Consider the following 12,962-nt stretch of genomic DNA (forward strand, 5'->3'; position numbering starts at 1 on the left):
GCAGCAGCGTGCGGGTGGAGGTGGACAGCAGCAGAACAAACGGCTTGGTGGCAATGGCCAGAAAGTTGATGGGCCGTGCTACCAGGCGGGCAAAGGTCTCGGGGTAAGACTGCCCAATGCGCTTGGGCACCAGTTCGCCCACCACGATGGAGAAGTACGTGATCAGCACCACCACCAAACCGGTGGCGGCATAGCTGCCCAACGGCATGGGTACGCCCAGCGACTCCAGCCACATCGCCAGCGGCCCGGCCAAAGCCGCCTCACCCACGATACCGTTCAGGACGCCAATCGACGTGATGCCGATCTGGATGGTGGAGAGAAAACGCGTGGGGTCTTCGCCCAGTTTCACGGCCGCGACTGCGCCGCTATCGCCCTCATCAATGAGCTTCTGCAACCGGGCTTTGCGGGCCGTGACCAGAGCGATCTCGGACATGGCAAACAGGCCGTTGAGCAGGATGAGGGCGAAGAGTATTGCTATTTCCATAGAAAGGGCGCCTTGCGCGCCCTTGGGTGTTGATCAGTGGGACATTGTAAGAACCTGTGGCCCCCGGCCCTTTGATGCGGCCGTGATCTGTGGCGCGGCTGCCGCGTTGCAGGCCTGTCCTCACCGTTGCCCGGCAGCAGAATGTGCAGGCCGATGAGTGATGGATTTGAGGTATTTTTGGCCTGCAGCGCTTATTGAATAAGCGCTACTTGCTATCAAAATAGGAGTGTTTGACTCGGTGGGCTTCGCGGACTTAGCGTGCGCCTTGTGCGCTCAGCCGTGTAGGTGTGTCGCCCCGTGCCAGCCCGGCGAAATCAAAGTCCACTTCAGGCGACAGCCCACTCACGATGCGCGCCAGCGACTTGCCCGAGCCGCAGGCATGCGTCCAGCCCAGCGTGCCGTGGCCGGTGTTCAGGAACAGGTTGGGCACTTTGGTCTTGCCGATCAGCGGCACGTTGCTGGGCGTGGCGGGGCGCAGGCCGGTCCAGAACTGGGCCTGGCTGGCGTCGCCCGCCCCGGGGAAGAGTTGCTCCACGCGGCGCACGATGGCGTCGCAGCGCACCTGGTTGAGGTCGCGGTTGTAGCCATTGAGTTCGGCCGTGCCGGCAATGCGCAGACGGTCACCGCCGCGTTCGCTGGTGTAGCGCGAGAAGACCAGCTTGAACTCGTCGTCCGTCAGGCTCACCTGGTGCGCCTTGGAGGCGTCTTTGACCGGCATGGTCACCGAATAGCCCTTGGCGGGATAAATCGGCAAGTGGATGCCCAGCGGCTGCGCCAGCAGCGGACTGAACGAGCCCATGGCCAGCACGAAGGCGTCGCCCTGCACGCGCTCGAAGCGGCCTTCGGCGGTGGTCACTTCCACATGGTCGATACGGTCGCGTGCCTGACGCAGCGCGGTGATGTGGTGGCCCATGAGGAACTGCACGCCCGCTGCCTCGCACAAACGGGCCAGTTCGCGCGTGAACTGGTTAGCGTCGCCCGACTCATCCTCGGCCGTGAAGGTGGCGCCCGCCAGCTGGGGACGGATGTGGGCCAACGCTGGCTCAATGCGCACCGCCTCGTCGGCGCTTATGACCTGGCGCTCGCAGCCCAGCGCACGCATCTGCTCGGCAGGGGCGAGGGCGCCGTCAAACTCCTTGGCATTGGTATAGAAGTGCAGGATGCCCTGGGTGCGCTGGTCGTACTGGATGCCGGTGGCCGCGCGCAGCTGTTGCAGCGTGTCGCGGCTGTAGGTACCCAGGCGCACGATCTGCTCGATGTTGTGGCGCGTGCGCGCTGGCGTGCAGTTGCGCAAAAAGGACAGGCCCCACAGCCACTGCCGCATGTCAGCGCGCAGGCGGAACAGCAGAGGGGCATCTTCTTGGCCCAGCCACTGCAGCACCTTCAGCGGCGCGCTGGGGTTGGCCCAGGGCTCGGCATGGCTCACCGAGATCTGGCCGCCGTTGGCAAAGCTGGTCTCCGCACCGGGCGCGCCCTGGCGGTCGATGACCGTGACCTCATGGCCGAGCTGTTGCAGGAAATAAGCCGATGTCACGCCGAGCAAGCCGGCGCCCAAAACGATCACGCGCATTTTTGAAGCCTTTTAAGGGTTCAGCGCTTGATGGACGTGCGTTAGTAGCTATATTTTGAATAGCAACAGCTGGCGCGCGTCCGCCAAGCTGCCGCTCCCCCTGTCCTTGGTACCTGAGAGATTCACCGCACGGCCCACATGGCGCGCGGTTTGCTCCTTCGGTGCGCCACAACGCCGGTGATGGGTTGGGGCGTCTCTCCAGACGGCTTTGATGAATGGTGCAGTACGGGACCTGAGCGTGTATGGGAGTTTGCGCCTTCGGTGCAGCGGCGGGCCTGTGGCTGCCGTGCTCTCCTGCGGGGGCCATTCTAGGGGCGCGTGGGCGACGGCACGGGGGGTTTGGCCGCTAATGGGCGGCAATCGTTGCTGATGCTGGCGAGCCGCTGCGGGCGGGTGCCTCGTCATAATCCGCTGGCCCCAGCCCCAGGATTCCCGCCATGCCCGACACCGCCTTCGACCCCTTTGCCAGCGCCGCCGTCATCACCATGGCGCGCCAGGGGCGCACGCCCCGCCCGCTGGACTTGCCCGCTGCCTTGCGCCCGCGCAGTGCGGCCGAGGCCTACGCCGTGCAAGACGCCGTGGTGCGTGAGCGCGGCGAGGTGGCGGGCTGGAAGGTGGGCGCCGCGTCGCCCCAGGCACAACCCGTGCGTGCCGCGCTCACCAATGACTCGGTGTGGGTGGACGCTGCAGGCCAAGCGGTCCACTTGCCCGCTGCAGGTTTTGCCGTGATAGGTGTGGAGGCGGAGCTGGTGTACCAGCTGGGTGCCGACCTGCCCGACCGCGCCACTCCCTACACCGCGGAGGAGGTGCTGGCTGCGGTCGTATCGGTGCGTGCCGCCATCGAGGTGTGCGACACGCGTTTTGCAGCCTGGGCACAGCAGGGCGAATGGAGCCGCCTGGCCGACCAGGCCTGCCACGGGGCGCTGATTGTGGGATCGGGGGTGGCCGATGTGGCCGCAGTCCAGCCTCTGATGCAAGGGGTGACTTTGTCTGTGAACGGCTCGGTGTCCGTGCGGCACGCCGCCTGGGGCAACCCGGCGGGTGACCCGCTGCGGCTGTTGGCGTGGCTCGCCAACGAAGGCGCGGGGCGCCCGGGGGGGGGGGGGGCGGGGGGGGGGGGGGCCCGCCCCCGGGGGGGGGCGCCCGGGGGGGGGGGGGGGGGGGCCCCCCCACCCCCCCCCCCCCCGGGGGGGGGGGGCCCCCCCCGGGTCAGTGGGTGACCACCGGGTCTTGCTCGGGCACCGTGTTGGTGGCGCCGGGCACGGTGGTGGTGGCCGACTTTCCGGGCTTGGGTTGCGCCGGGGTGAAATTCGACTAAACCGCTTTTAGGCCAGTGCAACCGGGCCGATCAGTTGCGGCGCGGGTTGTCCGGTTGGTTGTCGCGGCGGTTCGACACGCCGTCGCCATCGCGGTCACGGTCACGGTCATTGCGGTTGGAGATGCCGTCACCGTCACGGTCGTAGCGGCTGGATACGCCGTCACGGTTGTTGTCGTAGCGGTTGGGAATGCCATCGCCATCGCGGTCGCGGTCTTGGCGGTTAGGAATGCCATCACCGTCACGGTCCCAGCCGCCACGGTTGATTTCCCAGCGGCCATCACGCTGTTCCCACTGCGGCGTGCGGTACCGGTAACCTGCACGCGCCTTTTCAAAATGGCCCTTCACCCACACGTGTCGGTTGCCACGCCAGTCCCAATAGCCAGGCACCCACACTTCACCGCGACGAGCGCGTGGCGTGGCCTCGCGGCGCTGGGGTGGTGGGGCAGGAATCACATAGCCGTGCGAGCCGGACTGCACGATCACCGTGCCCTGTATCTGGGCCTGCGCCGGGGCGGTGGCGCCCATCAGCGCGGCCAATGCAAGGCCAGTGGCGGTGAGGGATGCACGAAACATCCGTGTTGAAGCGGTCATGGTGAGACTCCTTGGTTTTATGCAGCCGGTTGGCGATGCCCACCCTGGCAAAGGGGCGGCGGTGGGAACGCGGTGGCTGCGTTGTTGGACTTGAAGGCCATAGTCGTTGCAGGGGGGCGAGCCCGTCTGTCGGTGGGGCGCAGTGCGCGCTGTAGTCCGACAGGCTGAGCCCGCGGGCGGTCGGCTTAACGGCGGTAGGGGTCGTTGGGGCGGCGGTCATGGCGGTTGGGTACGCCATCGCCATCACGGTCCCAGTGGCCGGGCTGCATGTTCCAGCGGCCACCGTGCTCTATCCAGCGGGGCTCACGGTAGTGGTAGCCGTGGCGGGCTTTTACCCAGTGGCCTTGCATCCACACATGGCGGTGGCCGCGCCATTCCCAGTGGCCGGGCACCCACGCCATGCCGCGGCGGGGGTGGGGCATTGCTTCATGGCGGGGGGGAGGCGGTGCGCGGTGGTATTGCACCTGCACCGGGGCAGGTGCGCGGTATTGGGGGCCGCCAGACTGGATGACGACGGTGGCGCTGGTTTGCGCCTGCGCCACCGCGGCGGCGCCCAGCGAGAGCAGAGCGATGGAAACAGCAGCGAGTGCATTGCGGGCCATGGTGATCTCCTCGAAAAAGATTCCTTGCGGAACCGGAGACTGGATGGTGCGGGGCCTGCGTCAACGCGGCGTAGTGGTATTGCGAAGTCTTGTGAAGTTGTGTGTCGGGCCGGGGCGGCATCGGGTGCTGCGCGTGCTGTCAGGCCGTTAGCGCCACCACACCAGCGCTGCTATCACCATCAACGCAAACCACGCGGGGTGCCGCCCCTCGGTAGCAAAAAACACCAGCAACCCGCTGGCCAGCGTCGCCGCCCCGGCCACATCGGCTATCCAGGCCGCAAGCTCCGTCTCGACTGCCACGGTGGCCAAGCGCCACAGCAGCGCGCTCAATGCCCAGCCCAGCACCGTGACCAGATGCCAGGTACCCCACAAAATGCGCACCTGCCGCTCGCGCAGCACCGGGCGCCCGCCGGTGGGCACGATGCCCCGCGTGCGCAGGCTGCGAAACACCAAAACTTCGCCCAGCACCGAGTGCGCCACGCCCACCATGGCAAGGCCCACAGCTGCCAGCATCAAGGCGGTATTCATGTCAGTCGTCCCAAGGCGTTGCGCCATGCAGCAGAGGGTGGTGGGTGCGCACCCGCGCGCCCAGCCCGGTGAGCAGGTGCATCAGGCCCATCCACATGCGCTCGAACGCGGGCATTTCGCCAGGCACGTTGGACAGGTGTTCGCCCAGCATGCGTTGGTGGCGGGCTGCGGTGAGCGGCGGCGGCGTCTTGGTGCCAAAGTCGAAAACCGGTTGCGTGAAGGGCTCCATTTGCCAGGCCTGCATGTCGGCCAGCGCGGGTGCGAGTGCGGCAATGTATTCCTGCACGGCGAGGTCAGCCTTCACAAGCCCCAGCGCCTGGTAGGCCTGCAGCACCAGCGCATCGCGTTGCGGGTCAGCGGCGGGCCTGAGCAAGGCAGACCATGCCTTCAAAACCTGGCTGCGAAAGTGCTCTGACAGGCTCCGCGTGCAGCCAAAGTCCAGTACGCCCACTGTGCCGTCGGGCGAAAACAGAAAATTGCCCGGGTGCGGATCGGCGTGCATTCGGCCCAGCGTAAAGAGGCAGTGCATGAACCAGTCCCACAGGTGCTGTCCGGCCCGGTCGCGCTGCGCCTGCGTGGGCTGCGAGGCCAGCCAGTCCTGCAGATGCTGGCCCGGCAGAAACTGCTGTGTAAGCACCTGGGCCCGGGTGTGCGACAGGATGGGCTGGGCCAGCACCACGCCCGGAAGCGCCGCGTGCTGTGCAAACCATTGCAGTTGCTCGGCCTCCTGCAGGTAGTCCACCTCGCGCAGCAGCGTGGCCTCGATCTCGTTCATCACGCTGTCCACCACGGTGTGGGCGGGCAGCGGCATGTCGGTATGGGCGAGGGCGCGCAGGGCAGCGCGCATCAGCTGCATGTCGCTGGCAATGGTGGCAGCAATGCCGGGGTACTGCACCTTCACGGCCACCGTGCCGTGGCCTGTCAGCTGCGCGCGGTGCACCTGGCCCAGGCTGGCAGCAGCAACGGCGGTGGGCTCGAACTGGTCAAACAGCGCTTCGGGCTCCTGCCCAAACGCCTGGCGGAACACGCGGCCGACCAATGCGCGGTTGAGCGGCGGGGCTTGGTGGTGGGCGCGTGCCAGCTCCTGCCGCACGCCGTCAGGCAGCAACCCCGGGTGCATGCTGAGCAACTGCGACACCTTGAGCGCCGAGCCCCGCAACTGACCCAAGGCACCAAACAGGATGCGGCCCAGCGCGGCCTCGTGGTCGGCCTGCGCCTGAGCCGAGGGCGTGCGCACACGGTGCCCCAACTGGGCCATGCCGATACGTGCCGCCGCCAGTCCTGTGATGGTGCCGCGTGCCAGGCGGCTGGTGCGCGGCGCGTCAGCGCGGGCCATGGTTGGAAGGGGCTAGCCGCTGCAGCATGACCTGCACGATGCGGCGGTGAAACGGCGTGATGACGGCCATGTAGGCATGGCCCAGCGTGTTGTGGATGTGCACGACGGTGCTGAGCACCACCGTGGCGGGGCTATCGGTGCTATCGGCGCTGATGGATATTGGGTGTTTGGTCAGCGACACCTGCACATCCAGGTGTTTGTCGTCCTGCCCCATCACCACTTCGGTGTCGCTGAGATGGCGGATGACGAAGATGCCCACCCGGTCTCCAACGCGGTAGCTGCTTGCATCGAGCGGGGATGCGCCGCTGGCAGTCGGATGCATATCCTGCAACTGCCCCACGCCTTTGAGCCCCACCAGCCGCACCAGCGTGTTGCGAACCGCCAGCAGGTGCTGCGTCCAGCGCGGTGTGCGCGCGACCACGTCCAGCCAGGTCGCCAGAGCACTCGTGGCAGGGCGCGGGTCGGCCACTGTATAGGCGTCAAAAAAATGGGCACCCGGCAAGGTGGCATGGATGGCGGTGCCTGCGGGCACCTGGGTTTCGCGCACGGCGTTGGTGGGGGCGGTGTTCATACGGCCTTCTTCTTGCGCGGGGTGGTTGCTGGTTTGACGGGGGTGGTGGCGGTGGCGGCTGGGGCCGGGCTGGCAGCGCGGGGTTTGCGCGTCGCGCGGGGCGGCTTGGCGGGCTCTGGCGAAGCGGGTGACCCCGCGGCTGCGGCAGGGGCGGCGCGGGCAGGGCTGGTCGGCGCGCTGGCCATGGCGTGTTTGGCCAGTTGCAGCATGCCCATTAGCCCGCTGCTGTGCTGCACCATCCGCGCCATCTGGCTGCGCAGCACAAAGCCGCCCAGTTGCAGCACGCGGTTGACCAGCCCGCCGCGCAGCGCCTGCACCAGCACCCCGAGCGACAGGTCCACCAGCTGCGTGGTGTCGGCAAATTCGTCTGACGTGTCGGCCAGCCAGTAGGTCACCACACCGGCCAGGTAGTCGGTGTACAACCCGCCCGCCATGCCTTTGAAGTCGCAGGGTTCGATCTCGCCGCTGGCCTCGGCGGCCTCCAGAAAGCTGGTCACCGCCTCACGCAAGCTTTGCCGCGCCGCCAGCGGCTCGGCCAGCATCGATAGCGGCGAGCGCCGCGCCAGACTGCGCACCTGGGCCACAAACTCGCGGTCGGCCAGCAGGCGCTCCAGCACGGCGTCGGTCAGGCGCTGCAGCTTCTCTTGCAGCTGGTAGCCCGCGAAGCCCGGCGTCTGCATCGTATTGGCCAGCGCCTGGTGGGCCACATCGTCCAGGTAGCCCAGCACGATGCGGTCCTTGGTGGGGAAGTATTTGTAGATCGTCGCGTCGCCAATGCCAGCGGCGCGGGCGATGTCTTTCATCGTCGTGCCGTCAAAGCCCTGGCGGGTCATGAGGTCCACCGCGCTGGCCACGATCTGGCGGCGCGTGGCGTCTTGTTGCTGGCGGGTGGTTTTCATTTGACTATCTTTAAATAAACAAAATTTGTTATTTAAAGAATAGTATTTTCTGTTTGTGGCGTCAAGCGGTCGCGGCACAAGAAACCGGTTTTGAGTCGGCTGTGAAATAGGATTTTTGGTGTTTTTGGCCTCTAGCGCTTATTGATAAAGCGCTAATAGCTATCGAAAACGTAGTGACGGCTCACTTCCTCATCGTCGCAAACGCCTCAAACTCCCAGCTGCGCATGGCCAGCAGCAGCGTGTAGCCCTCACGCTCGCGGTCGGGCACCTTCTGGTCGGCCAGGTGCTGCTGGGCAAAGTCTTGCGCCACGCGCTGCATGCGCTCCATGAAGGCGGGCGCCAGGCTGCGGCTGATGGCGCCGTGCACCAGCAGCACGCCTTCGCCGGGGCCGTCAAAGCCACCCGCAAAGTAGTCGAGCAGAGCGTGGTCGCGAAAGTAGTTCATCACCGGGCCATGCGGGCGCCAGCGGAAGGTCTTGGCGAGTTTCAGGCGGTAGCGGTTCAGCGGCCGCAGCTCGATGATGCCGATGCGATCAAGCTGCGCGAGGTACTTGATGCCCTCGGCCTCGGTCAGCCGGTAGTTCGTGGTCACCTGCTCCAGCGTCCACTGGCTCAGCACACAAATTGCCATCAGCAGCAGCTTCTTGTCGCCCACCACGGCTTTTTCCTGCTCTTGCGTCAGCTCTTTCAACAGGGGCTGCTCGTCGGCCACACGCCGCGCCAGGTCGGCAAAGTCCAGCGCCAGCGCGCGGCAGATGGCGTCGATGCGCGACAGCGGCATGTCGCCCTTGGCCAGCATGCGTTTCACGCTGGACTCGGCCATGCCCAGCGCCTGCGCCAAGTCGGCGTAGGTCATCTGCGCGGTCTTGAGTTCCTTTTTGAGGGCGGTGACGAGGTCGGCGGTAGTGCTCATGGGTTTTTGCTCCTGGGTATCAATTATCAATACCCGCGGTGGCTTGGGTAGCCCTCTGTGCGACTTTTTGGTGTATGCGTGTGCGTTGCTGAACACACTGCGCGGCATTCCCCCCATCCAAGGATGTGACGACCATGAGCTTTCTGATTTCTCTCCCCACCCGGCGCCAAAAGCGTGAGGCGCGCGCCGAGCTAGGCCTGCTGCTGGGCCTGGTCGCGTTGTTGGCCCTGGCCGTGTTCGGGCCGGTGCTGCCCGCCAGTGCGCACCAGCATGGCTTTGCCGACCAGAGGGCGCTGTGGGGCATCCCGTGCGCGGTCGACGTACTGAGCAACCTGCCGTTTGCCATCGCCGGGGTGTGGGGCCTGTGGGCGCTGCGCCGCCTGGCACCCGGCGCTCTGGACATGACCTCCCGCACGTTCGCATCGCTGTTCTTTGCGGGTCTGCTGTGCACGGCCGTCGGCTCCAGCGTGTACCACTGGCAACCGCTGGATGCTGGCTTGCTGTGGGACCGGCTGGGCATGGTGCTGCCGTTTGCGGGCCTGCTGGGGCTGGCGGCGGCCAGCCGCGTGAGCGAGCGGGCCGGTTGGGCCACGGCCGGTGTGGTGCTGCTGGCCGGGCCGCTGGCCGTGCTGTGGTGGGCACACACCGGCAACCTCATGCCCTGGGCGGTGGTGCAACTGGGCGGCATGCTGGTGGTGCTGGCGCTGGCGTGTCTGCCCCGGCGCGATGGCGCGCTGGCAGTGCACCTGGGCGCGGTGATTGGCCTGTATGCCGTGGCCAAGTTGTTTGAAGCGGCGGACCACGCGGTGTTTGATGCCACCCACCAGTGGGTGTCAGGCCACAGCATCAAACACGTATTTGCTGCTGGCGCCGCCTGGCCGGTGCTGCAGGCCCTGGCGGCATTGCGCAACGGTGCTGAACGGGGCGTGCCGGTCGTCACGCTGTCCGGGCAGAATGGCGCCCACGCCGTGGGTGTCGCCCGCAGGTCACGCGCATGACGGCGCATGGCGTGCGGGCACGGAAAATTCCAACAAGCAAACCCATCGGAAACGAGGAGAAACGCATGCACCCCGACACCCCCTCAGCCAGCGTGGCACCCACCCCCACGACGACGCATGAGGACCCGAACCAGTTCGCCCTGTTGCGCCAGCGCCGATTTGCGCCGTTTTTCTGGACGCAGTTTTCTGGCGCCGCCAATGACAACTTGTTCAAGTTCGCCTTCACCGTGATGGTGACTTACCAGCTCAGCGTGTCGTGGCTGCCGCCTGCCATGGCGGGGCTGGTGATCGGGGCGCTGTTCATCCTGCCGTTTTTGCTGTTCTCTGCCACCTCGGGGCAGCTGACCGACAAGTACGACAAGACGAAGATGATCCGCTTCGTGAAGAACATGGAGATCGCCATCATGCTGGTGGCAGCCGGTGGCTTCATGACGGACAACGTGCCCGTCCTGCTGCTGTGCACCTTCCTGATGGGTGTGCATTCCACATTGTTCGGGCCGGTCAAGTTTGCCTACATGCCGCAGGTGCTGAGCGAGCGGGAGCTGACGGGCGGCAACGGCATGGTCGAGATGGGCACGTTTGTGGCCATCCTGCTGGGCAACGTGGCGGGGGGGCTGCTGGTGGCTATTCCGGGTATTGGCCACACCACGGTCGCTGTGGCCTGTGTGCTGGCGGCCGTTGCCGGGCGTGCGGTGGCCCAGTTCATTCCTTCGGTGCCCGCCACCGACCCGGGCCTCACCATCAACTGGAACCCCTTCACGGAAACCTGGCGCAACCTCAAGCTCGCGCACGAGAACATTGTGGTGTTCCGCTCGCTTTTGGGCATCAGCTGGATGTGGTTCTTTGGTGCTGTGTTTTTGAGCCAGTTTCCCAGCCTGGCCAAGGAGGTACTGCACGGCAACGAGCAGGTTGCGTCGCTGCTGCTGGTGGTTTTTTCCATTGGCATTGGCATCGGGTCGCTGCTGTGCGAAGTGCTCTCGCGCCGCCATGTCGAGATCGGCCTGGTGCCGCTGGGCGCCATCGGCATGAGCGTGTTCTCCATCGACCTGTACTTTGCGTCCCGCAGCCTGCCGCCCTCCGAAATCATGGGTCTGGGCGCCTTCCTCGCGCAGAGCCAGCATTGGCGCGTGATGCTGGACCTGGCGCTGCTCAGCCTGTTCGCTGGCCTTTACAGCGTGCCTATGTATGCGCTGATCCAGATGCGCAGCCAACCTACGCACCGCGCGCGCATCATCGCCGCCAACAACATCCTGAACGCGCTGTTCATGATCGCCAGCTCGCTGATCGCGGGCGCGCTGCTGGGTGCGGGCTTCACGGTGCCGCAGATATTCTTGTTCACCGGCATCGCCAACGCGGTGGTGGCGTTCTACATCTTCATGCTGGTGCCCGAATACCTGCTGCGCTTTGTGGCCTGGATGTCGTCGCGGTTTGTGTACCGCTTCAAGGTGCAGGGCGACGAAAACCTGCCCGCACAGGGCGCCGCCATCCTGGCCTGCAACCATGTGAGTTTTGTCGATGCCGTGCTGCTTATGGCGGCCAGTCCGCGCCCCATCTACTTTGTGATGGACCATCGTATCTTCCGCGTGCCGGTGCTCGGCTGGCTGTTCCGCCTGGCCAAGGCCATCCCCATCGCCCCGTACAAGGACGACCCCAAGACCTATGAAGCGGCGTTCGACCGCGCCGCCCAGGTGTTGCGCGAGGGTGACTTGCTGGCTATCTTCCCCGAGGGCGGCATCACCAAGGACGGGCAGCTGCAGGAGTTCAAGGGCGGCATCATGAAGATCATTGAGCGTGCGCGCGAAGAGGGCATTGAAGCCCCGGTGATCCCCATGGCGCTGACCAATCTGTGGGGCTCGTACTTCAGCCGCATCGAGCAGGGAGGCGCCATGGTGCGTCCCTTCCGTCGGGGCTTTTACAGCCGTGTGGGGCTCAACGTCGGCCACCCTGTGGCGTCCCGCGAAGTACAGCCCACGCTGCTGCGTGATCGGGTGCAGACGCTGCTGGCGACCTGAGCGGGGGCAGCGCCCCGATGGCTGCGGCTGGCGGCATGGTATGACCCTGCACCGGCCCTGTGTCCCACAGATATTCAAGGCCCATTGCACTACGGTGGATTCTTTGCCCACACACTGCAAAGGAGACCCACCATGGCAACCACCATCACCCAGGCCCGCCCCCTTCTCACCGCCGCTGAGCTGGACCTGTTTGACCAAAGTCGCGCAGAGCCCATCAAAGCGCTGACGCTGGCCCGCCTGCGCGGCAAGGTCACCCGCGCGAGGACGCTGCGCGACAAGTACCGGGATCTGTTTCGCCGCCAGACGGTGTCGGTGCGCGGCGCGTCCACCACCAAGGGCCGGTCACCGGTCGGTGCCGACAACGAGCGCACGCAGCGCAAGGCGGACATCTTGCAGGAAGTGCTGAGCCGTTTTGAGGCGCGCGTCACCCAGCTGGAAGCAAAAGAAGCGCGTGACGCGGGCGCCGCCAGTGGTGCCAAGAGAGCCGCCCTAAAGGGTCGTTCGGCTGCCGCTGGACCCAAAACGCCTGCCAAGGCGAAAGCGGCTGCCCCGGCTGCTACCCGACGCGTTGCAAAAAGCACCGACGTCCCTAAAACGAGCAGCGCTAAAGCGACGCCCACCAGCACCAAATCGGTAGCCAAACCAACAGCAACCGCTGCAGACGCGGCCGGCCAGCCCCTGACTGCATCGGTACTCAACGGACACGCAACCCGCTCGGCCAAGGCGCCATCGGACAAGGCGCCCACGGCCAACGGCAAGGCGCATGCGCCCCTGGCCCACGCGCCCACCGACCTGGTTGCGTCCGCGCTGCGCGGCAACCCGCTCAAGCAGTCGCCGGGCAACATTGCGATCCATGCCCACCAAGGCGCGAGCATGCGCCGCGCTCAGGGCAAACGCGACAGCCGATAAAGCGTGCCTCTGCGCTCACCCCGTCTCTCAGGCCGCCACTGCTTGCTTCAGATGGCGGCCAACTGAGCCAGCTGGGCCCAGCGCAGCTGTTCTGCGTCGGACGCTGAGAGATCAGCCGTTGCGAAAAAGAAAGCTGTAGGCGTTGAGCGCTGGCACGCCTCCCAGGTGCGCGTACAACACGCGGGAGCCTTCGGGGAACTCGCCCTTGCGCACCATGTCGATCATGCCGTG

13 protein-coding genes, 1 pseudogene and 1 riboswitch are annotated in these 12,962 nt (G+C 66.1%); of the genes and pseudogenes, 4 read left to right on the plus strand and 10 right to left on the minus strand.

From position 1 onward, the window contains the following. Both ACK4OE_RS23150 and ACK4OE_RS23155 read right to left on the minus strand, forming a co-directional pair. Positions 1-484: CNNM domain-containing protein (locus tag ACK4OE_RS23150; RefSeq protein WP_409888513.1), on the minus strand; the 484-nt coding region annotated here is incomplete at its 3' end. Between the two features lie 253 nt (positions 485-737). Continuing rightward, the gene (locus tag ACK4OE_RS23155) at positions 738-2,054 is read right to left on the minus strand and encodes a D-amino acid dehydrogenase (protein ID WP_409888515.1); all 1,317 of its coding nucleotides are present in this window, start codon (positions 2,052-2,054) and stop codon (positions 738-740) included. Between the two features lie 90 nt (positions 2,055-2,144). After that, positions 2,145-2,266, minus strand: a riboswitch (glycine riboswitch). Positions 2,267-2,491: 225 nt separating this feature from the next. Here ACK4OE_RS23155 and ACK4OE_RS23160 point away from each other — a divergent pair. Then, the gene (locus tag ACK4OE_RS23160; protein ID WP_409888517.1) at positions 2,492-3,274 is read left to right on the plus strand and encodes a 2-keto-4-pentenoate hydratase; all 783 of its coding nucleotides are present in this window, start codon (positions 2,492-2,494) and stop codon (positions 3,272-3,274) included. A gap of 128 nt (positions 3,275-3,402) precedes the next feature. Here ACK4OE_RS23160 and ACK4OE_RS23165 read toward each other — a convergent pair whose 3' ends face one another. From ACK4OE_RS23165 to ACK4OE_RS23195, 7 genes are all read right to left on the minus strand, one after another. Beyond that, positions 3,403-3,963, minus strand: a complete 561-nt coding sequence (locus ACK4OE_RS23165) for a thrombospondin type 3 repeat-containing protein (protein ID WP_409888519.1) — start codon at positions 3,961-3,963, stop codon at positions 3,403-3,405. A gap of 185 nt (positions 3,964-4,148) precedes the next feature. After that, the gene (locus ACK4OE_RS23170; protein WP_409888520.1) at positions 4,149-4,565 is read right to left on the minus strand and encodes a YXWGXW repeat-containing protein; all 417 of its coding nucleotides are present in this window, start codon (positions 4,563-4,565) and stop codon (positions 4,149-4,151) included. A 147-nt stretch (positions 4,566-4,712) separates the two neighbouring features. After that, positions 4,713-5,093 (minus strand): hypothetical protein, encoded by a 381-nt coding sequence (locus ACK4OE_RS23175; RefSeq protein WP_409888522.1) that lies wholly within the window; start codon positions 5,091-5,093, stop codon positions 4,713-4,715. 1 nt (position 5,094) lies between these two features. Next, positions 5,095-6,429 (minus strand): ABC1 kinase family protein, encoded by a 1,335-nt coding sequence (locus tag ACK4OE_RS23180; RefSeq protein WP_409888524.1) that lies wholly within the window; start codon positions 6,427-6,429, stop codon positions 5,095-5,097. Beyond that, positions 6,416-7,000 (minus strand): DUF2867 domain-containing protein, encoded by a 585-nt coding sequence (locus ACK4OE_RS23185; RefSeq protein ID WP_409888526.1) that lies wholly within the window; start codon positions 6,998-7,000, stop codon positions 6,416-6,418. Before ACK4OE_RS23185 ends, ACK4OE_RS23180 begins: the two co-directional genes overlap by 14 nt. Continuing rightward, positions 6,997-7,899: a TetR/AcrR family transcriptional regulator gene (locus ACK4OE_RS23190; RefSeq protein WP_409888528.1), complete on the minus strand. Its 903-nt coding sequence runs from the start codon at positions 7,897-7,899 to the stop codon at positions 6,997-6,999. Before ACK4OE_RS23190 ends, ACK4OE_RS23185 begins: the two co-directional genes overlap by 4 nt. A gap of 181 nt (positions 7,900-8,080) precedes the next feature. Further along, the gene (locus ACK4OE_RS23195) at positions 8,081-8,812 is read right to left on the minus strand and encodes a helix-turn-helix domain-containing protein (RefSeq protein ID WP_409888530.1); all 732 of its coding nucleotides are present in this window, start codon (positions 8,810-8,812) and stop codon (positions 8,081-8,083) included. A gap of 134 nt (positions 8,813-8,946) precedes the next feature. Between ACK4OE_RS23195 and ACK4OE_RS23200 the strand changes: the two genes are divergently transcribed. The 3 genes from ACK4OE_RS23200 to ACK4OE_RS23210 all read left to right on the plus strand — a co-directional run bounded on the left by ACK4OE_RS23200 (position 8,947) and on the right by ACK4OE_RS23210 (position 12,731). Beyond that, positions 8,947-9,810, plus strand: a complete 864-nt coding sequence (locus ACK4OE_RS23200) for a hypothetical protein (RefSeq protein WP_409888532.1) — start codon at positions 8,947-8,949, stop codon at positions 9,808-9,810. 65 nt (positions 9,811-9,875) lie between these two features. Next, a complete protein-coding gene (locus tag ACK4OE_RS23205) occupies positions 9,876-11,822 on the plus strand; it encodes an MFS transporter (protein ID WP_409888534.1) in 1,947 nt (648 codons plus the stop codon). 132 nt (positions 11,823-11,954) lie between these two features. Beyond that, the gene (locus ACK4OE_RS23210; protein ID WP_409888536.1) at positions 11,955-12,731 is read left to right on the plus strand and encodes a hypothetical protein; all 777 of its coding nucleotides are present in this window, start codon (positions 11,955-11,957) and stop codon (positions 12,729-12,731) included. A 111-nt stretch (positions 12,732-12,842) separates the two neighbouring features. Here ACK4OE_RS23210 and ACK4OE_RS23215 read toward each other — a convergent pair. After that, positions 12,843-12,962 (minus strand): annotated as a pseudogene (locus ACK4OE_RS23215) (aminocyclopropane-1-carboxylate deaminase/D-cysteine desulfhydrase family protein); the annotation flags it as partial.

The organism is Acidovorax sp., from assembly GCF_046314175.1.
In the GTDB taxonomy this organism is placed as follows: domain Bacteria; phylum Pseudomonadota; class Gammaproteobacteria; order Burkholderiales; family Burkholderiaceae_C; genus Acidovorax.